Genomic DNA, 20,353 nt, shown 5'->3' on the forward strand with positions numbered 1-20,353 from the left:
CTGAAAGGGGGCAACGCGGCAACCGCCTTGTCGGCTGCGTTTCCCTGCGGAGCAACGCGTTTAGTTACGGCGGGAGCTCTCTGGCAAATGGACCGCGAGCACCCGCTTCAACTCGTCGACTTTTAGCGGCTTGGAAAGATAGTCATCCATTCCCGACTCTAGGGCTCTCTCCCGATCCCCTTCCAAGGCGTTGGCGGTGAGGGCGACAATCGGGATCTCCCGCTTTTCGCTCGGAAACTCGCGAATGCGGCGAGAAGCCTCGTAGCCATCCATCACCGGCATCTGACAATCCATGAGCACGAGGTCGTAGTCGTTGTTTTCGATAGCGCTGAGGGCTTCCTCCCCATTTCCGACCGAACCGTATTCAAACCCCAACTTCTTTAAGAACCGGGAAACGATCTTGGAATTGATCGCGTTATCGTCGACCACCAAAATCTTCGCTGAACCCGTTGCCGCGTTTTCGCTGGGGGCAGGTTTCGGCTTCGCCTCCTTCACCTTGCTGGGCCGCTCGCCATCGAGCACACTTGCAAGGGTTTTGACCAACTGACTTTGACGTATCGGCTTTCTGATTACGCCGTCCACCTTCGCGAGCAAGGCGGGTTCAAGCTTCCTCCCAAATTCTTCTGCGAGCAAAATATCTGGCCCCTCACCGGAAGCGCCGTGCTGCCAAAACGCGACAAAGTCTACGAGCGACTCCTCCGTGAAATCATTTTCGACGATTACAAGGTCAACTCCCTCAGCATCCCCCTCCAAGCGATCCTTCCAAGCTTCGCCCGAACGCGGGTGAACCACCTTGACGTTGAAGCAACCCCAACTCCGCAAATGCTGGCAAATCGAATCTGCGAAAAGCGAAGCCTTCTCCGTCACGACGATAAAACGACGCTTCAGCATCTCCACCGGCATGGCTTGTTGCAAAGCCACCCCCTTGGGCTGCTTTTCCATGGGAATCTGGAAGCTGAAGCAAGACCCCTCGCCGAGCGAGCTTTCCACCTCCAACGTTCCCCCCAGCAAGTCGACCAATCGCTTGGAGATGGCCAATCCCAACCCAGTGCCGCCAAAAATCCGAGTGTGGGAATCGTCTACTTGCATGAAAGAGCTAAAGAGTTTTCCGATTTTATCCTCCGGGATGCCGATCCCCGTGTCACGTATCGAGTATTCAACGACAACTTCACTCCCACGCCTCTTGAGAAGTCGGATCGATATATCGACCGAACCTTCCGTAGTAAACTTTATCGCGTTGCCGGCTATGTTGAGCAGCACTTGCCGCAGCTTGTGGCTGTCCCCCACCAACAAGCTGGGAACTGCCGGGTCGATCTGGGTGCGAATCTCTACCTTCTTTTCGGAGACCCGACTCGCCAGCAAGCCCACCACATCATCGGTCAGCGAGATCAAGTCGAAGGGATGCGGATCGAGCTTCATCTTGCCCACTTCCATCTTCGAGAAATCAAGAATGTCGTTTATGATCACGAGCAAGGCCTCAGCCGATGCGTATGTAGATTCCGCATACTCAAGCTGCTCCTCGTTTAATTCCGTATCCAAAAGCAACTGCATCATCCCAAGAACCCCGTTCATCGGAGTGCGAATCTCATGACTCATGTTTGCCAGAAACTGGCTCTTGGCCGCATTGGCGCTTTCCGCCGCTTGGCGGGCTCGCTGGGCATCATCCAAAATATTCAGCATGGCGCGACCCATCTCGCTGTTCTTAGCCACCTTGCGCTCCAAGTCCTTCATCTCCGACAAGCGCATGTTCAGAAGGGCCCGCGATTCATGCCGCTCATTCTCCAGCTCCTCGACGCGTTGCACGCTTTCCTCGAGCAAGCGTTCCATCAGCTTCGACCGCAAGCGCTCGAGCTCACTGAGAGCTTGGGCGTCGCGCAGCTTGCGTTCGCTCCGTCGCGAGATGGCGACGCAAACGCCCAGGACCAACACAAGGGCGCAACACAGAACTCCTAGCATCACCGTTTCCATCTCCCTAGGATTTCGCGTTCAGGGCTGAGGATTCGTCGGCGTACGGAAGCTCGCGCCCCAGCTCCCTGCACAAGCGGTTGATCTCGCTCTTCAGCTCCACCATCCGCATCTCTCGATCGATCGCGATCCCATTGAAGGACTCGATCTGCCGCACCTTTTCCTGCAATTCGTCTCGAGCTCTCTCAGCCTCCCGCTTCGTCGAGCGCAAGGTTTCCTGATAAACTTCCGCTTGAGTGCGATCTCGTATCTTCAACGTGAATACATCGCGACCTCCAATCCTTCCAGCCGCAGCTTCCAACTCTGCCGGAAAGCGAGCTCCGGAACGCCGGACACCCGATAAGCGAATGGCGCCGACCTTGTAGTTTTTGGTGCCCACATGCTCCAGGAGCGTTTCCACGGAGTCAAACGCCATGTCCGAATCCGTAGCCAGCAAGTTCCAGATCCACTTCGCTTCGAGCTCGGCGACCGGGTAGCCAAACATCTGCTCCGCGCCGGGGTTAGCGCTGAGGATTCGGCCTTCCGGGGCGCAGGTGAGGATGGCGTCTTTGGTATCTCGGATGATCAGTTCATTGCGAGCCACCGTTTGCTCCAAGGAGTCGAGGACCTCGTTGTACTTGCTCGCGATTTGGCCAATCTCGGTGAAAGGCTCCACGTTGACCCGGCGCGACAGGTCGAACTTTTGCGACTGAAGCTCCATCTCGCGCAACAGGTCCAGGTGCTCCGTGGAAACCTTGTGCTCGGAAGCATTCAGTCCCATCACTTCGTGCTCCGGGCTCACCCGCAAGCGTATCACCCTCTTCAATCCTAAAAGAAAAAGGAAAGCGGGAACGAAGCCCACCAAGGCGCAAGTCGCGACCCCCAGGGCCTGCACCCCCAGTTGCTCCATACGGCTTACGTCACTCGCCCAAGCGCTAGCGTCCCCAAAGAGAGCAACCGCTAAAGTGCCCCAAATGCCCGCTGCGGTATGAACCGAAAACGATCCCACCACGTCGTCCAAACGCAGGCGGTCAAAGACGCGGTCCGCCACGATCATCACCAAGGCCCCACCCGCTCCGATGACGAGCGACTCGAGCGAGGAAACGACATGGCAGTTCGCGGTGATCGCCACCAAACCGGCGAGCAAGCCGTTAGTAATGTACTTGGCGTCTGGATACTTGAGCAATGCCAGACTAGCCAGAAGGGCCGTCACCATGCCACTTGTCGCAGCTAAAATCGTATGGGCGACGATAAGAGGCACCTCACCTCCCCAAGCCAGCGTGCTGCCGCCATTGAAGCCGATCCAGCCAAAGGCAAGAATCAGGGTTCCCAGCAAGGCCGTAGGCAAGCTCTGCCCGGGGATCGCCCGCGGCTTGCCATCCTCGCCGTAGCGACCGATGCGTGGACCCAACACAATCACCGCAGCCAAGGCCACCCAGCCTCCCACACTGTGCACCACGGACGAACCCGCAAAGTCTATGAAGCCTATGCCCCCTAACCAACCTTGCTCTCCCCCCATGACGCCACCCCACGCCCAGTGCCCAAAGATAGGATACACCAAAGCGGAAACGAAAACGGATATCAGCAGGTAACCTTTGAAGCTCATGCGCTCCGCCACCGCGCCCGACACGATCGTCACCGCCGTGCCGCAGAACATGGCCTGAAAAAGAAAAAACGCGGCTGACTGCGGCGAGGCTTCACCCGACTCGAAAAAGAAGCCCGTAGTTCCGAATACCCCGCTCCGAGAGAGGCCGAACATCAAAGCGAAACCAAAAGCCCAATAGACCACGACCGAGATTCCGAAGTCCGTCAGGTTCTTGACCGCTACGTTGATGCTGTTCTTGGTGCGCGTCCAACCACTCTCCAAGCAGAGAAAGCCTGCTTGCATCAAAAATACCAAAGCCGCGCTAACGACCACCCAAAGTAAGTCTATCGATGTTTCGCCCATAAGAGTTGATGTTTCGCGGCCCCGAAACGACGGGATCAGCTCTCCCCTATCGGTCCAGTACCGCAATGTTCCTTTAAAAAAACGAGCCCTTTACCGAGCAGTTACCGCGCCTCCTCAGCAATCCCTGCAGTAAAAGTCTCGCTAATTAACGCCCCCTTTCGCATGAGCGGGACTGCTAGACCGAGAGGGGTAGAATCCTACATGTAGCCACGACTTCCGCATCGTCATTGCCGGACAGCCCGCATTGCATGGCAAAATTCCATGAGCTCGCTTTCGAAACTGACCCTTGCCCGCGCCTGCAGCCTGATCCAGGTCGCGACCGTCGGCATGTTCTCCATCTACGAGGTGACGCACATGTCGGACCGCGGACTCTCCGGCAGCGCCATCGGCATCTTGCTGGCGATCGAGAACGCCCTGCTGCTCGCTTCCGGGCCGCTCTGGGGCTGGGTGGCGGATCGCTTTTCCTGCTACCGGCAATTGGTCAGCGCCAGCGCCCTCGGCCTTGCCTTCGCCCTCTATTGGCTGTCGCAGGCGGAAAGCCTTGCCGACTTCGCTATCTACGTGGTCCTGCGCGGATTCCTGTTCTCCGCCATGGCCAGCACCATGACAGCTCTCGCCATGGTCAACCTTTCGTCCAGCACGCCGGGGAGAGGCTTCAGCGCCTACCGGACCTTCGGATCCATCGGCTTCATGTCGGGCTCCTTCCTCTTCCCCATCCTCTTTTCCAAAATCGAGCACATCCTCCTCGCGGGAGCCTGCATCTTGCCGCTCTGCCTCTTTTTCGTGCTGCAACTGGAAAATCCGCCCCGCCGCAGCAAAGAGGAAAAAACCGTCGGCAGCAGCCCCATTCCTGCCGCAGCCTGGCTTTTCCTGGCTGCCCACTTCGTGGTATCCATCACTGAACCTGGCAACCTCGGCTTCCTCAACGACTATGTGCGAGTGCTGGGCGGCTCCACCCAGCTCGTTGGCTGGTACTCCGCCCTCACCGGACTTATGGCCCTCATCTCCCTGCCCTTGATGGGACGCTGGGTCGACGCCCGCGGCCTCTACTGGGTGCTCGCCCTCGGCTTCCTGTCCCAAGCCATCCGCCCCTTCGTAATCGCCAGCATTCCCGACCCCAACTGGCTATGGCTCTCCCACGCCTGCCACGCATTCGGCTGGGCGGGACGAGAAGTCGGCTCCCTCATCCTGATGATTTCACTGCTCGGCGCCCAGCGTCGCGCCACTGCCGTTTCCCTTATCGTGGCGGTCCGCATGGCCGGCACGATGGTCGGCTCCTACCTGATGGGAACGTGGGCGGAGGCCTACGGATACCCGAAAATGTTCACGAACATCTCCCTCATCGCCATGGCCAGCCTGCCCTTGCTCTTTCTCGCCCTGAAAAGCAAACGGACAGCCGCAGCCTAGCTGCGTCAAGCGCCTCGCCCTACGATTCTGCTAGCCAAGTGTCAGCGACCAAAAAGGCCACCTCCCCTTTCACCTCGTCCCAAAACATCACGCAACGTTCGCTCGCCTGCCGCTTGAGCTCCTCCACATCCACGGTTTCCCAAGCGGCCAGCAAAGCCTCGTCGGGCACCACCGGCCACAAACATTTCGGCACGATTCGCACCGCAGCATCCGCCGCGTAAAAATCCTCCCACTCCTTTACGCGGAGCCACCTTCCTCGCCGACAATTCCGCCTCACCGCTGGCGGACTCGACTCGCAGCCGCTACCCATCCAATCAAATAGGATCCCATATATCCTTTGGCACGTAGTGAGCTTCCGAATACCGAATCGATCGAACAACAAGCCTTGCGTTTCCGGCCTCTCGCAAATGCGAAGCTGACGCGATCTCATCTTTTGCAGCTTGTTGATCCAATTGTCGCGCGGGTCGGGTCCGGGAAAGCGTATCCGCCCGTTTTCATCCTCTACCGACAGGTAGAACTTCACTGCCAGCTCCAAGTGCCAAACCTCTCCACTGGACAGCTCCTTCAACAAAAAGTCGAGCTCCCCCAAGGTGCGGCCGTCGCTGCCCTCGACCTGCAGATTCTTGGCGAGCAACTCATAGCGATCGCTCCCTCGAATCAAGGCCTCCAGAGCGTCTTCGTACAGATGGCCGAGCTTTTGCTCGAAGTTCAAGAGCTCTCCTTGCGACGGAACCTCGAGGACCAACTCCCTCGCGGGCGCCTCCGGCAAGTTCCCTACCAGCAGGGGAGCGTCGCGCAAGCTGCGCAACAAGGCCTCCGTATACAAACTTTCAATACTCTTCACAACTTTTTCAGAACGATCCTTGACTAGGGCGCTCCTGCATCAACAGACGGGAGCGCCGTCCAGACGGCATTGACAAACGGCTGAACATGAAGAGAAGGAAGTGCACAATGGATTGGAGCAACATCGAATCAATGGACCCGAACCTGCTCGTCGGAGTGGTAAACACCGCCCTGCGCAACCACTACCATTCGCTCGAAGAACTCTGCAAGTCGCACGACCTCGATTCCGAGCGCTTGAAGGCAAGACTGGCTGAAGAAGACTACGAATACTTTCCTGCCGCCAACCAATTCCGCTAGGACGTGGGTGGTCGGGAATCACCAGTCGACCTGGTAACCGACGCCCCATGAGCGCCCCATCGCCTTGAACTGCTTGGGATCGAGCCCGCGCACGTTCGGGTAGTAGTTTTCCTCGTCCAGCAGGTTCCTCACCCTTACCCAAAGGCGGCGCCCATCTTGCGAGCCGATACGGCAGGAGAGTTTCAGGTCGAAATTCAGCAAACTAGGCACTTCAAGCTCTTGCATCATGAAATCTCCGTCAACGAAGCGAGTGCTCATAGCCGCCGCATACTTGCCGCTCAAGCCCGCTTCGAGGCGATCCGTGATGCGGTAGATATAACGCATGCCGAACTTCGATTCCGCGAGGTCAAATTCGCTGTCGCCTCCCAAGACGCTCGCCCAAAGGCTCAATTGCCCTCGGTCAAAGAAATAGCGCCCTTCCAATTCCAGCCCCCTGACATCCTTGGTACCCTCGTTGAAGGCGACAAACAGGTCCGTCGCCTGATCGTCGTCAGTCACCTGTCGGTTCACGATCAAGTCGCTCGCCTCGCTTTCGAAAAGCGACAACTGAAAGAACAAATGCTCTTCCACCCGGTAAGCGATCGAAACCTCTTTCGTATCCATATAGCTAGGACCGAGCTCATCATTCAACTCAAGCTCGAACAAGGTCGGAGCCCGGTAAGCCTGACCGAACAGCAGCTTCACCGTGAGGTTTTCCAAAGGCGTCAAACGGATTCCGCTACGCAGCAGATTCGGGCTTTCGTAAAGATTATTCCAATCCCTGCGCCCACCCAGAAAAAACTCCGAACCGCTTCCCATGGGCAAGCTGTACTGGAGGTAGGCATGCTCGTTCTTGCGATCGAGAAAGGGCGTTAAGGATTCCAAGGAATCCAGCTCAAAGATAGGAGCGACCATGTCCTGCTCCTCGACTCCCAAACCTAGCCTCAGGTTGCCGACACCCCATTCCGGAGTATAATCCAAGGATAAGTCCAAACCGAGCTCCTCCGAGCCTTCGATATCGTATCGATAAAGCGGCGACAACTCTCCATCTACCGGTTCACGAAAATTGAAGCGGTTCAGCTCGTCCTCCAACCGGTAGCGGAACGTCAACTCCCAGTTCAATGAATCATCCGCTGATCGGCGCCGATAGCTCGCCAGGTACACCTGCTGGTCACGCCGCGTGTAGAAATCCCTGAAACTGATTTCAGGCGACTCCTGGCCGCCGCCATCTCGATCGAAGTACCTCTGGTAACTCAAACTCACCGTCTGCAGCTGATCTAGCTGATACTCCAAGCCCGTCTTGATCGAGTATGCCCTGTTGATGTCTCGGTACGGATACTGGCCCGACTCCAGCAATTCGACGTGTAGAGCTTGGTTCGGCTCGCTGAAGGCATCCGTGCGAACCCAATCCGTGAAGTCAGCATCCTCGCCATCGTAGTAGTGAAACGATCCGAAAACATAAAGACCGTCCTTCTCCGCGCCATAGGATCCCGACATCCTCCAAGCCCCAAAGCCCCGCTCGCCCGTTTCGTAACCCGTCTCGAAACGACCACCCAGTTTTTGATTCGTAACCAGATTAATGATACCGGAAAAAGCATCCGCGCCATACTGAACGGAGGCGGGACCGGGAATCACCTCCACGCGCTCGATCCCTCCGAGATCGAATTGATGTCCGATAAAGGCCTCGCCGGTAAAAAGCAGATTGGCCTCCTCCCCATCCACTAGCAGCTTCGCTTTCGACCAGTTGTCGGAAAAGCCTCGCAAGCCGCCCTGCAACCACGAATGCGGGTATCCGTATTCCACCGAGGGTACGTAAGCAAGGAGGTCGATCAAGTTCGTATATCCCCCCGCATCGATTTCGGATTGCGTCACCACCCAAGCGGTAGCAGGCAGCTCCAGCAAGTTGTGAGGCGACTTGTCCACCGTGTTGATCTCAATCTCCAACAGCTCTTCCAAGCTAAGATCCCAGAGTTCAGCCCCTTTGGAGTCGGACAAGCCCAAGCCGCACGACAGCCCTCCCCACAGGGTTATCTGGGTGAATTTTACAAAGCGCTGTAGGAAACAATAAGCGATGTCGAAAAGCATGCTTTCCTATTCCCAGAAATCGAGCCATAAAGTTGATCGAGGCTGCCCCACTCTCGCCCACGATGCGGCAGCGCACCACCCCTAAAAATCGAATGAAACCAACCAGAACCGCTATCGTAACCGGAGGAGAACGCGGCATCGGCCGCGCCATCGTGCAAACCTTGCTCGGCGAAGGTTACAACGTCTCCGTACTCGGGCAGGACACGTCAGCCGGCGCGGGATTGCCTGAACAGGTACGCTTCTACGATTGCGACATGGCAAACTATCCAGCCATATCTCGGGCGATCGATTCGATCTGCGCATCCACCTGCCCACTACACGCCCTCGTCTGCAACGCCGGTATCGCCAATCCGGGACGGCTCCCCATCGAGGAATTGGAAGTCGACGACTGGCAACGAGTGCTCGACGTAAACCTCAGCGGCCCTTTCTACTGCGCCAAAGCGGCGACGCCCTACCTCCGCAAGGCGGGAGGAGCCATCGTTAATATCGCCTCCACTCGCGCCCTCCAGTCCGAAGCAAATACCTTTGCCTACTCTGCATCCAAAGGCGGGCTCGTTTCTCTCACCCATAGCTTAGCCGTAAGCCTTGGACCTGAAATACGCGTCAATGCCGTATCTCCCGGTTGGATACAGACTGACCCGCTAGAGGAGACGAGTGAAGCAGACGAGCTACAGCACCCCGCGGGCCGCATCGGCGCGCCAAACGACATCGCTGAGATGGTAGCCTATCTCTTAAGCCAGAAATCCGGCTTCGTCACCGGACAAAACTTCGTAGTAGACGGGGGCATGACCAAGAAGATGATCTACGCGGAGTGAAGGAAGCGGCCGCCGAGACTGCGGCCACCCCATCGCGCGACACCTACTCAGACGCCAGGATCGATTCGATCTTAGCCAACTCTTCGGCGCAGAGTTCAGCGCTCTCCAGCGCCTTCAAGTTATCCTCGACCTGGCTCAGCTTGCTGGCGCCGATCAAGGCCGACGTGACAGCTGGATTACGCAAAATCCAGATAAGAGCCAGTTGAGCGAGCGATTGCCCGCGGGCCGCCGCCACTTCGTTGAGTTGCTTCAGAATGGCGATTCGTTCATCGGTAATAGCGTCCGACTTCAGGAAGGGGGAGCCCGTCGCGATGCGAGAGTCGCTCGGGATCTCCTTCAAGTAGCGATCGGTCAGCAAGCCTTGGGCAAGCGGACAAAACGGAATGCAACCCACCCCATTTTCCGCAAGCAGGTCGAGCAGGCCATCCTCCACCCAACGATCAAACATGTTGTAACGCGGTTGGTGAATCAGGCAGGGCGTACCCAATTCCCTCAGGAGGGCAATCGCTTCCTTCGCCTGCTCCGCCTTGTAGTTGGAAATCCCTACATACAAGGCTTTTCCCGAACGAACGATGTGATCCAAGGCCCCCATCGTTTCCTCCAGCGGCGTATCCGGATCCGGGCGGTGATGATAGAAGATGTCGACGTATTCCAGGCCCAAGCGACTCAAGCTTTGGTCCAAGCTTGAGATCAAGTACTTGCGCGACCCCCAATCTCCGTAGGGGCCGTCCCACATGTGATAGCCCGCCTTGCTGGAAATTATGAGCTCGTCCCGATGGCTAGCAAGGTCGGTCGAGAGCATACGGCCGAAATTCGATTCCGCAGTGCCCGGCGGCGGTCCGTAATTATTGGCTAAATCGAAGTGCGTGATTCCGCGATCGAAGGCTCCGAGCACCAAAGCCCGCTGGCTTTCGAAGTCACGCGTGTCTCCAAAATTCTGCCACAAGCCAAGCGAGAGGCGGGAGAGCTTGACCCCGCTTCGTCCGCAACGGCGGTAGAGGTCTGGCTTGGAGTAACGGTTTTCTGAGGGGCGATAATTCATGTCGATCTCCCCTACAGCGATCCTGATCAGCAATCAATTGCAGAAGCTCGGTTTTTCTTTCGGAACGTACGAATAGACGGGATCAAGCCGCTGGCTGAAAGACCAAGGACAACCGTCCCTAGGATTCGTCCGGCAAGAGTTCGGCCAATACCTGCAGCAACTCTTTGGCCTTGATCGGCTTGGAGACGTAGCGATTGAAGCCCGCTTCCAAGATGCGTATCTTGTCATCCGCCATGGCGTAAGCCGTTTGAGCCACCACCAGTACATTTTGGTTTATCGCTCGCAGCCTGCGGATGGTCTCGAATCCATCGATGCCAGGCATCTTGATATCAAGCAGGACAAGGTCGAAAGGCCCTTCCTGCTGATAAACCTTAACTCCTTTCTCGCCTGACTCCGCCCAAACGACTTCGAAGCGCGTTGGCTTCAAAATCGCCTTCAGAAGCAAGAAGTTGTTCGTCTCGTCTTCGACGACCAAAACGCGGCCGCTGCGGGCTCGGACTAGCTTCTCCGGAAGCTCATCATCCGAACCGAATCCCGAATCCGACTCATCTGCTCGGTGCAGCACCGAGAGCGGAAAGCGAACGCTAAACTTGGATCCCTTGCCGTATTCGGACTTCACCGACAACTCTCCACCTAGCAGGTCCACGAGACGCTTGGATATCGCCAAGCCCAGCCCTACGCCCCGACGCGCTTGCACATCGTCTTCCTTCAGCTTGTAGAACTGGTCAAATATTACCTCCTGAAACTCCGAAGGGATTCCTTTTCCAGTATCCTTGACGTAAATACAAAACACCCCTCCCTCGATTCGAGCTCCCAGAACGATGGACCCCGCGCTGGTAAACTTGGAGGCGTTCGTGAGCAAGTTGTCCAGCACCTGGCGCAATCGATGGTGGTCCGTCACCATCGAATACTCCTGCCCCCGAAGGGCATTCTCGCACAGTAGCTCTACCCCTTCCTCCCGAGGCAAGACACTATGGCTGGCAAATACATTGTCGAAAAACTCGTCCCACAAGATATCCTTCTCGTCGAGTGTCACTTGATTCGCCTCGATCAGCGAATAATCCAAAATATCGTCGATCAGCCGCAGCAGCGAATCCGAGTTTTCGTTGATCAAGGAGAGGTACTCCACCATCTCCTCCTCACTCGCCTTCGTTTCCTTCAGCAAGGTTGAAAAGCCGACAACCGCGTTGAGCGGCGTACGAATTTCGTGAGACAGATTTGCGAGAAAGGACGACTTGAGACGATCCGACTCCTCCGCCTTTTCCTTGGCCTTGACCAGCTCAGAGGTTCTTTCCTCCACCTTCTCCTCAAGCCGTTCCCGGCCTTCCTCCAACTCGTCGCGCTGCTTCTCGAGCTGGCTCCTTTGCCCTTCTAGGGCCAGCTTCTGCTCGTTGATCTTCTTGGTCCGTTTTTGCACTTCCTCCTCCAAGGAGCGTTGGCGACGTTTCAGGTTCCTCTCCCTGTAGCGAATAAACAGATACACGAGCAACACCACAGCGAGAAACAACAAAGAGAAGAACCAAGGCGTCATCCAAAACGGAGGCAATATTCTCAAGCGCAACGAGGCGCCTTCCTCGTTCCAAACGCCATCGTTGTTGGAAGCCTTCACGCGAAACACGTAGCTGCCTGGGTTCAGGTTGGTGTAGTTCGCTTCCCGACGGGTTCCGACGTCGTTCCAGTCGGAGTCGAACCCTTCGAGCAAGTAAGCGTAGCGGTTCTTTTGCGGCTGTATGTAGTTTTGCGCTACAAAACTGATGGAGAGCACCTTCTGCTCATGGGTAAGCACCAGCTCGTCCAGCTTGGAGATATGCTTCGGCAGGGAATTCGGGTCGCTTGGATCGACCTTCAGCGACTTGAAGAAGACCTGCACGTCAGTGATGAATACTGGGGGAGGAATCTCATTGTCTCGAATCTTGCTCGGATCGAAAAACGTCAAGCCTCCCGTCTGCCCGAAATAGATTTCCCCGGTAGGCGACATGGCGACTGAGTTGCGCGAAAAGTCGTTCGACATGAGACCATCCAGATGGTCGTAGCTCTTGACCTTGCCTGTCCCTAGGTCAAGCCGCGCCAGCCCGCCATCCGTTCCCGCCCAGATATCGCCGTCGCGATCCTGCGTGACGCAAAGCACCTGATGGCCAGGCAAGCCGTCGGCCATCGTGTAGGACTTGAAGGTTTTCTCAATCGGGTCGAAACGATTCAAGCCGTATCCCGTGCCGACCCAAATCTTGCCTTCCGCATCGCGGAAGAGCGTGTGGCAAATCGCATTGGAGAGACTGTTTGGATTCGTCGCATCTGGCGTGTAGTTGTTAAAGACTTTCGTTTCTGTATCCAAAATTGAAATACCGATCGGAGTGGCGACGTAAACGAGCCCGGAAGGGTCGTATAGGATGTCCGAAGGCCAATCGTCCAACAAGCTGTGCTTCGTGTTGAAGGGATCCGATTTGAAGCTTTCGAAACGTCCGCTTTCGCGATGATAGAGGGCAATGCCGGCCCCCTTGAGAGCAATCCACAGATTCCCGTCTTCGTCCTCCGCAATCGCTCGGGGATCGCCGCCCGGAGTGCCGAGGACCTTGCTGAAACTGCGGTCTTCCCGATTGAAGCGCATCAGGCCGCCGTGGAAACTCCCCGCCCAAATCTGGCCCCTGGAATCTTCCATCAGCGAGTAAACCGCCCCCCTTCCGATCGATTTCGGGTCCGCCGGATCGTGACGCAACTCGAACAGGTGAGCCCCGTCCTCCGCAAAGACGTCGATCCCTCCATGGTAGTATCCAACCCAGCGTTCGCCGCCCCGGGTCCAAAGCACGCGGGAAACCACCGAAGTCACGCCTGGACGATTCGCGGCGTTCTCCAAGTAGTCCCGATTGAAGCGCTTGTTGTTGGTCGAAACATGGGCCCCATACTTGGCGGAACCGACCCAGATGTTGGACTGGCTGTCAACCGCCAAGCAACGAATGCTCCCAGATGGAAGCGAGTCGACACGATCGGACGCCATGTAATTCTGGATACGCCGCTCGTTGCGATCCATCAAAGTAAGGCCACGCCCATGACAAACCCATATCCTCCCGTCTTCGGTGGATTGCAAGAAATGCACCCGCTGCTCGTTGGAGTGCTCCAGCGGCAAGGGGCGAGCTTCCCCGGACTCCACATCCAAAACCACCACCCCTTGGTAGGCGGTTCCCGCCCAGATCCGCTCCGGATCGCCCACGTCGAGCGAATAAATGAAATTACGGTTCATCTCGCTGCTGCCCTCGAACCCCTCGAGATAGGCTCGCGTCTCGCGGGTCGCCGTATCGTAGCGGTAAACCGCGCTGGACGAGCCAATCCAGATCCGATCCAACTCGTCGCAAGCCATTGACTTGATCACGCCAAAACTCGCAGCGTTCATCGGCTCGAAGCGTTTCTCTACCTCGTCGAAGCGATAGATGATTCCGCTTTCCGCGGAGGCGTAGACGTTGCCGCGACTGTCCTGCACAATCGCATTGCAGCGATTGTTCAGGTTGTTGTTCATGTCGACCGGATTGAGAACATAGTTCTCGAACGAGTCCAGTTCCGGCACGTAACGGCTGACCCCCATCTGGGTGCCGATCCAAAACCGGTTCTTGCCGTCGACGAGGAAGGACCAAACCGCATCGTTGATCAGGGAGGTCGGATTACCCTCTTCCCTGCGGAAGGCTCGGATCTCGTAGCCATCGTACCGCAAGGCTCCTTGGTTGGTCCCAAACCAAATAAAGCCAGACGGCCCTTCCGCGATGCGGTGGATCTCCCCACCCGAATTCTCGAAGCGGTCCGTCAGAGCCTCGAAGCGCAAACGCGTCAAATCCCGTTCCGCCGCAGCCGGGGCAACCGGGACAATAAAGAACGCAAGCCGCAAAACGACAAGGAGGAGAGCTGGGATAGATTTCATTGAGACGTCTACGCTTCAGGGATCGTAGAAACCCGCACCCTAAGCAAAACCAACCTCAATGCAATCCCGCCAAGCTTTGTTGACACTCTGTTTACCTTGACCGCTGCCAAGCACCTACCCCCACGTATCGCCACGTATTGCTGCCCAGAAGGTTAAAGCTGCCCAAGGCTTTCTCGCTGAACAGTCCACTTCGCCCGAAGCAAGGAAGACGCAATCGCCAGAGCAGAGAGCCTTTTCCCGAAATCGAACTCGGAGCCATCTTCCAACGGAGCAGCGGGGCAAAAGCCCAGGTCAACGGACGCATCCTCGGCGTCGGAGACACAATCGAGGATGCGAGGATCATCGCCATCCATCGCATCAGCATAGCAGTCGAGCACCACGATCGCATACGAACCTTCACCCTCGACTGAACCCAGCCAGCCCCCCAAGGCTCTGCGCAAAATTAACACAACCTTAAGTTTTTTTTCCCGCCTGTCCCGCGTCGCTGCCGCTGCGACTGCGTCAGAAAAAATTTCACCCGATCGGGGGCTTGCTAAACGCGCTCAGCTGCTTGCACTTGCTGAGCATGCGATCCTTACCCCTGCTCTCAATCGGAGGCGCGTGCTTGCTCGCTGTCGCTAGCCCCGCCCTCGCCAAGAATCTCCTGCATGACGACAAGCCAGCCAACGAGTGGACCGACGCCTATCCCACCGGCAATGGGCGACTGGGCGCCATGCCCTTCGGACAATTTCCCCAAGAGAAAGTGCTGCTCAACGAGGAGACGATCTGGGCCCGAGGCGAGGACTTGAAAACGCCCGAGGACAGCTTTCGGCACCTCGAAACGATTCGCGAGCTTGAAGCTGCAGGCCTGTACCGCGAGGCCGATCTCCACTTCGAGCAAAACCTGCAAGCTGGCGTCGATCCCAATAGCTACCAGTACCTCGGCTGGCTCAACATCACCTATCCAAACCTGAGCCCGCTCGCCCGCACCCGACGAACCCTCGACCTCTCGAGCGGCATCGTCCTCTCCGAACACCTGCTCGAGGACGGCACCCGCATCGACCAGGAAACCTGGGTCAGCGCTCCCGACGACGTCATCGTAATTCACATACAATCCACCCAAGCAATCGACCTCGATGTCTCTCTCGACGGGGCGGAGGCAGAGAACGGAGACCTGGTAAAAAACGGACAAGGTAGCGGCGACAGAGTCGATGTATTGAAATACCAAGGACGCATTCGCAGCCTCTCTCCATCCACAATAAGCGACAATACACTGCGCGTTCGGGGAGAGCGAAGCATCACGCTGCTCGTCTCAGCCGCCACCAATTTCAACTTTGCCAACAGCAGCCAACTGCTCGCGGACGGATGGCAAGACAAGGCTCTCGCGACCCTCGACCAGCTCAACGAACACACCGTCGACGAGCTGCGAAGCGCCGCCACCGAAGACCATGCCGCCTACTTTAATCGCGTCCGTATCGAACTAGGAACTACAGATTCGAAGACCCGATCCCTCACAACTCCCGAACGCATCCTGCGCCTGCAAAATGGGGCCGACCAGGATCCCGACCTCATCGAAGACTACTTCCAGTTCGGCCGCTACCTGCTCATCGCCTCCTCCCGCCCCGGCACCCTTCCCGCTAACCTGCAAGGCATTTGGAATCCCCACGAATGGGCACCTTGGAGTTCCGACTTCCACTTGAACATCAACCTGCAGATGAACTACTGGCTGGCCGAAACCACCAATCTCTCCGAGCTGCACCAACCCCTGATCGACCTCATCCGCTACTACCAGCCCAAAGGCAAGGAAATGGCCCGTCGACTCGGCATGCAAGGTTGGTGCATGGGACACGCATCGGACATCTGGGGCAACGCTCGCATGATGTCCCGAGCCGCCCGCTGGGGCGGTTCCTTCTTCGGCGGGCAATGGATGACCCTGCACATCCTCGAGCACTATCGCTTCTCAAAGGACGTTTCCATTCTTTCTGACAACTGGAAAATCCTCACCGACTCCGTCCGCTTCGTTGACTCCTGGCTCATCGAAAACCCCGAAGGCGAGGGACTCGTTGCACGCCCCGCTTGCTCGCCCGAAAACACCTTCCTCTACACCGACAAAAACGGCGAGCAGCAAAGCGCCGCCTTCTCTTCCGGCAACAGCTTCGACCAGTACATGGTCCTCCAGGTGTTCAACGACTACCTAGAGGCAGCAGCCGCCCTCGACAAGGAAAGCGATCCCTTCGTTCAAGCCATCGCCCAAAAGCTTCCCCACGTCTACCAACCTAAAATAGCCCAGGACGGACGCCTCATGGAGTGGCGACTCCCCTTCGGCGAACAGGAACCGGGTCACAGACATATTTCCCACGTGTTGGGAGCCTATCCGGGAAACCAAATCGACCTCGACAGCGATCCCGAAATGCGGAGCGCCGTGGAGAAGGTGATCGAAAAAAGACTCGAACACGGCGGAGCTGCCACTGGCTGGAGCCGAGCCTGGACCATCGGCATGTTCGCGCAGCTTTCCGAGAGCGAGGAAGCGTACGAAAACCTGATCGCCATCCTGAGAAAGTCCACGTTGGGCAACCTCTGGGACAACCACCCCCCATTCCAAATCGACGGCAACTTCGGATCCACCGCAGCCATCGCGGAGATGCTCCTGCACAGCCACGGCGACGCAATCGTGCTGCTCCCCGCCCTGCCGGCTGCCTGGCCAGAGGGATCGGTTCAAGGACTCCGAGCCCGAGGCGGCTTTACCGTATCCATGGAGTGGAACAAGGGAGCGCTGACGGGAGCCACTATTTCCTTCGGTCCCAACAGTCCGAGCTCCGCAACCCTCTCCTACCGCGGCAAGCAACTCACCGTCGACGGCAAGCCCGGCGACATCCAGGAAGTGGATCTGAGTTCGCTGTAAAGCGCGGCGCTCGCTGATCCGCCAACCCTATCAAAACGACTCACTGCAGTAGCTTCAAAGCCGCCGCATTCTGGTATTCGTTCGCTAGATCCAAAGCCGTGACTCCGTGGGAGGAAACCACGCTTGCATCCACTCCCGCCTCCAGCAACAGGCTCAAGACCTCCTCACCTCCACTAGCCGCCGCCTCATGCAAAGGCGTTCCACCTGCGTCGCTAAGGGCGTTCACATCCGCGCCCGCTTCCAGCAAGGCGGCAACCGTGTCGGCTTGGTTCTTGGCAGCCGCCAGGTGCAAGGCGGTCCAACCTTGCTTGTCGCGAGCCCCCAAATCCACCCCCGCTTCTGCCAAAGCCCGGCAAAGTTCTGGCAAACGTCGCGTCACCGCCAAATGGGCAGTGGTCTGACCACTGCCCGTGCGTGCGTTAGGGTCCGCCCCTTGCTCCAGCAGATAGAGGGCGATTGCGTTTTTCTTACGCATCACCGCTTGCTGCAACAAGGTCATGTTTCCCCTTCCGGGCGTATTCAATAATTGGGGATCCAAGGCAAGATGCACCTTCACGTCCGCAAAGGAATCCCGCGCGATCGCCTCTTCCACTGTCTTGTAGGTTACGATGTTCGGAAAATCGGATACCACTCCCGCCTCCGGCAGGCTTGCGCCCGCGGTCCAGGCGATTCCATTCAGGACCAGCTTGCGGAAATCCGGATCGTTCCAGTTGTGATGGAAATGCCCTCCCGTAAACCCTAAGCCGCGCTGCCCTTTTTCGCCGATGCGAACCCATGCGAGGTGCTGCAGCTCGCCTGCTTCCAAGGCCGCCCTCACCGCAGCATTGCCCGAACGCAACCCATCCGCTCCCAGCGAGTTCATCGGCGGCAATCCCGACAGGATCGGCTCGAAGCCGCCATCCTCGCGAAACCGCATGTGATAGTACCACTCGTCCACGATTTCCAAAGGCGAAACTCCCTTCGTCGCCGCGCCGTCGCCCAAGGTCGAATCCTTCAATTCCCAGACCGGATTCACCGACCAATTCAAGTCAAAGTAGCCCCCGATCGCCTCGCTCATGAAGCCTGCCAAGGCCTCCGACTCCGGCTCCAAAGCGTAGTGCAAGAAAGCGAATCCCACCCCGCGACCGCGCAGCGCCCGTAGGGCCTCCACCCGGCCTTCCGCCACATGGTCCGCGCCCCCATCGCAATATATGACCACCGCGGCGACACCATCAAAGGCGCCCGGCCATTCCGGCCATCCCCGCGAAACCGCAGCCTCCACTCCTAGGCCGCTTGCATTCAAGGCGTCAGCCAATACTTCGCAGCCCGCCGGAAACTCGTGCTCGTTCCAGCCGTGGCTGGGCTCGCCCGCAACGAACAAGATCCTCGAAGGCGCGGCGGATGCCAATACGCCACCACAAATTGCCACAAACAGGATGAGACCTTTCATGCCAAAAAGGTGGCAAGCACGCCGCCTCAGGTCCAACGCAAAGCGAACACGCCCTAAGCCACGCTCCGTTTGGGCATCTTGCCCACGAGCTCGCGCTTGAGCGCGAGGCACTCCCCATGAGCCAAGCGCTCGAACTTCTTCATGTCGAAGTTCAGGTAAACCCGCTTGCTCAAGACGCGCCATTCGGGAGACGCCGCCAGCGACTCCGGCTCGTCGAAAATCGTATCTCCGTTGTACCCCACGTGATTGTAGCGACAAAGGTCGCGGGCGAGCGAAACAGCCGCTACCAGCTCTTCGTCCCGACTCGCCGCTTCGGGGTTGTTGATCCAGCGAAACACCGATTGGAAACGCGCCGGCAGACCTTGTTTTTCCGCGTAGGCAGCCGCGATCTCGTGAGTCGTGCAATCGAGGAAAGTTCGTTCCGCGGCCGCGAGGGAGATCCGCTCCCGCTTGGCATGGGCGTGGATCGCCGGCAGGGCGAACGGGTGCAAGCGCGTGAGCAGTATCTTGCCGAGATCCTGCATCAAGCCCGCCGTGTAGGCTATGGGGGCTAAGTTCGGCATCTCCAAATAGTTGCAGACAAACTCCGCTAAACGTCCTGTCGCGAGCTGAAACATGCGGAAGGCCGGCCAATTCAATTGAGGCCCCCAATCAAAGTAGCGCTCCGCCACATTCTCGAAATTCAGTCCGATACTCGCCAGGCGCATCTCTCCCAGCAAGCCTACCCCCATGCGCGTTTCCTCGATATCGGAAGCCTTGTCTTCCTTGTCCTTCTTGAGGCGATTGGCCGCCACCAGAATTTCCGCGGTCAAGCCGGGGTCGCGGTGCACCAAGTCCAGCAAGGGGGCCAGAGACGTCGGCCTACCTGTGGCCGACATCTGATAGGCCGCGGAAATCGACTCTGCGATCGGGCAGGAAGTGATCTTGTCGAATTCGCGCTTCAACTGGTCCATGCCCACCACCGGGCAGCGTTCTTCCTCGAGCGCATCGCTCCAGTGTCGCCGCTCCCGCGCTTCCGCCTCCGACTTGATTTCCTCTTCCGACAAAAAGCCCTCCGGCACCGTGTCCGGCTTCAAGTAGGCTTCGATCAGCCGGGAAGCCAAATCGAGCGGGTCATTGCTTTCGTCGCCAGTCGGCCACTTGCCCGCTGAGGCTTTTAGGGCGAGCTCGTCCAAGCAGTAGACCACGCCTTCGGCTCCAGTCTTGTCGGCGACCAGCGAGAGGCGCTTCAACCAATCCACGAGCGGCTTCTGCGGCTGCCCTTCTACCGCTTTGCGCTTCGCGATCGAATTGTGCCCCTCCCGCAAGGCGCTGCAAAGCTTCTCCAGCATCGCATTCAAGCGTTCAGGCTCCCACTCGGGATTGCCGGCCTCGAAATAGCGTTCCAGCCAAGGCTCCGAACGCGCCTTGGAGATTTCGGCATAAACGAGCTCCTCTCGGTAAGGCTTCACCAAAAAGTTTTGCACGCGCAGCTCCAACACCTGCTTCACGCTGTCGCGCTCCGGATGGGCGGTGTAGACTACCAGCGGAATCTTGCGCAGCAAGCTGTCAGCCTTGAGATCCTGAACAAGGGTTAAGCCGTTCTCTCCCTTTAACTTGAGCTCGAGGAAGATGATATCCACCTTCAGGTTGCCACGAATGAACTTCCACGCCTCCGCCACGGATTCGACCGCTGCGAGACGATTGCCGCTGCGCGATACGATTCCGCCCATGGCCATGCGAGCCACTTCGTCGGGGTCTACTAGAAGTACGTTTGCCATGATTCAAACAACAATAGGG

At 57.7% G+C, this 20,353-nt stretch carries 13 protein-coding genes; 5 read left to right on the forward strand and 8 right to left on the reverse strand.

Annotation, left to right across the window (positions count from 1 at the left end):
- Positions 1-60: 60 nt before the first annotated feature.
- The gene (locus tag IEN85_RS05185; protein WP_191616002.1) at positions 61-1,956 is read right to left on the reverse strand and encodes a response regulator; all 1,896 of its coding nucleotides are present in this window, start codon (positions 1,954-1,956) and stop codon (positions 61-63) included.
- Between the two features lie 16 nt (positions 1,957-1,972).
- The gene (amt, locus tag IEN85_RS05190; protein WP_191616003.1) at positions 1,973-3,892 is read right to left on the reverse strand and encodes an ammonium transporter; all 1,920 of its coding nucleotides are present in this window, start codon (positions 3,890-3,892) and stop codon (positions 1,973-1,975) included.
- A gap of 261 nt (positions 3,893-4,153) precedes the next feature.
- On the opposite strand from amt, the gene IEN85_RS05195 reads away from it, so the two are divergent.
- Complete coding sequence (locus IEN85_RS05195; RefSeq protein WP_191616004.1) at positions 4,154-5,299, forward strand: MFS transporter; 1,146 nt, start codon at positions 4,154-4,156, stop codon at positions 5,297-5,299.
- Positions 5,300-5,318: 19 nt separating this feature from the next.
- Here the strand turns inward: IEN85_RS05195 and IEN85_RS05200 are convergent, their stop codons facing one another.
- Complete coding sequence (locus IEN85_RS05200; RefSeq protein WP_191616005.1) at positions 5,319-6,143, reverse strand: DUF1853 family protein; 825 nt, start codon at positions 6,141-6,143, stop codon at positions 5,319-5,321.
- Between the two features lie 107 nt (positions 6,144-6,250).
- On the opposite strand from IEN85_RS05200, the gene IEN85_RS05205 reads away from it, so the two are divergent.
- Positions 6,251-6,439 carry a DUF4250 domain-containing protein gene (locus IEN85_RS05205; protein ID WP_191616006.1) on the forward strand — a complete coding sequence of 63 codons (189 nt, stop codon included), beginning with the start codon at positions 6,251-6,253 and terminating at the stop codon, positions 6,437-6,439.
- Positions 6,440-6,457: 18 nt separating this feature from the next.
- Here IEN85_RS05205 and IEN85_RS05210 read toward each other — a convergent pair whose 3' ends face one another.
- Positions 6,458-8,413 carry a TonB-dependent receptor plug domain-containing protein gene (locus IEN85_RS05210; protein ID WP_191616007.1) on the reverse strand — a complete coding sequence of 652 codons (1,956 nt, stop codon included), beginning with the start codon at positions 8,411-8,413 and terminating at the stop codon, positions 6,458-6,460.
- 182 nt (positions 8,414-8,595) lie between these two features.
- Here IEN85_RS05210 and IEN85_RS05215 point away from each other — a divergent pair, with 182 nt between their 5' ends.
- Entirely contained in the window at positions 8,596-9,318 is a 723-nt protein-coding gene (locus tag IEN85_RS05215; RefSeq protein WP_191616008.1) for an SDR family oxidoreductase, read from the forward strand.
- A gap of 43 nt (positions 9,319-9,361) precedes the next feature.
- On the opposite strand, the gene IEN85_RS05220 is transcribed toward IEN85_RS05215, so the two are convergent.
- Positions 9,362-10,360, reverse strand: a complete 999-nt coding sequence (locus tag IEN85_RS05220; RefSeq protein ID WP_191616009.1) for an aldo/keto reductase — start codon at positions 10,358-10,360, stop codon at positions 9,362-9,364.
- 118 nt (positions 10,361-10,478) lie between these two features.
- The gene (locus tag IEN85_RS05225; protein WP_191616010.1) at positions 10,479-14,264 is read right to left on the reverse strand and encodes a hybrid sensor histidine kinase/response regulator; all 3,786 of its coding nucleotides are present in this window, start codon (positions 14,262-14,264) and stop codon (positions 10,479-10,481) included.
- 137 nt (positions 14,265-14,401) lie between these two features.
- Here IEN85_RS05225 and IEN85_RS05230 point away from each other — a divergent pair, with 137 nt between their 5' ends.
- Positions 14,402-14,674 carry a hypothetical protein gene (locus tag IEN85_RS05230; RefSeq protein ID WP_191616011.1) on the forward strand — a complete coding sequence of 91 codons (273 nt, stop codon included), beginning with the start codon at positions 14,402-14,404 and terminating at the stop codon, positions 14,672-14,674.
- 155 nt (positions 14,675-14,829) lie between these two features.
- A complete protein-coding gene (locus IEN85_RS05235) occupies positions 14,830-17,145 on the forward strand; it encodes a glycoside hydrolase family 95 protein (protein ID WP_191616012.1) in 2,316 nt (771 codons plus the stop codon).
- Positions 17,146-17,185: 40 nt separating this feature from the next.
- Here IEN85_RS05235 and IEN85_RS05240 read toward each other — a convergent pair whose 3' ends face one another.
- Positions 17,186-18,574: an ankyrin repeat domain-containing protein gene (locus IEN85_RS05240; protein WP_191616013.1), complete on the reverse strand. Its 1,389-nt coding sequence runs from the start codon at positions 18,572-18,574 to the stop codon at positions 17,186-17,188.
- 53 nt (positions 18,575-18,627) lie between these two features.
- On the reverse strand, positions 18,628-20,334 hold the full coding sequence (locus IEN85_RS05245; protein ID WP_191616014.1) for a response regulator: 1,707 nt from the start codon (positions 20,332-20,334) through the stop codon (positions 18,628-18,630).
- Positions 20,335-20,353 lie beyond the last annotated feature (19 nt).

The sequence above is a fragment of the Pelagicoccus enzymogenes genome, assembly GCF_014803405.1.
Taxonomy (GTDB): domain Bacteria; phylum Verrucomicrobiota; class Verrucomicrobiia; order Opitutales; family Opitutaceae; genus Pelagicoccus; species Pelagicoccus enzymogenes.

Coding starts and splice junctions, on each gene's coding strand:
- IEN85_RS05185 (WP_191616002.1), bottom strand. CDS start 1,956: ATGCTAGGAGTTCTGTGTTGCGCCCTTGTGTTGGTCCTGGGCGTTTGC.
- amt (WP_191616003.1), bottom strand. CDS start 3,892: ATGGGCGAAACATCGATAGACTTACTTTGGGTGGTCGTTAGCGCGGCT.
- IEN85_RS05195 (WP_191616004.1), top strand. CDS start 4,154: ATGAGCTCGCTTTCGAAACTGACCCTTGCCCGCGCCTGCAGCCTGATC.
- IEN85_RS05205 (WP_191616006.1), top strand. CDS start 6,251: ATGGATTGGAGCAACATCGAATCAATGGACCCGAACCTGCTCGTCGGA.
- IEN85_RS05215 (WP_191616008.1), top strand. CDS start 8,596: ATGAAACCAACCAGAACCGCTATCGTAACCGGAGGAGAACGCGGCATC.
- IEN85_RS05220 (WP_191616009.1), bottom strand. CDS start 10,360: ATGAATTATCGCCCCTCAGAAAACCGTTACTCCAAGCCAGACCTCTAC.
- IEN85_RS05225 (WP_191616010.1), bottom strand. CDS start 14,264: ATGAAATCTATCCCAGCTCTCCTCCTTGTCGTTTTGCGGCTTGCGTTC.
- IEN85_RS05235 (WP_191616012.1), top strand. CDS start 14,830: ATGCGATCCTTACCCCTGCTCTCAATCGGAGGCGCGTGCTTGCTCGCT.
- IEN85_RS05240 (WP_191616013.1), bottom strand. CDS start 18,574: ATGAAAGGTCTCATCCTGTTTGTGGCAATTTGTGGTGGCGTATTGGCA.
- IEN85_RS05245 (WP_191616014.1), bottom strand. CDS start 20,334: ATGGCAAACGTACTTCTAGTAGACCCCGACGAAGTGGCTCGCATGGCC.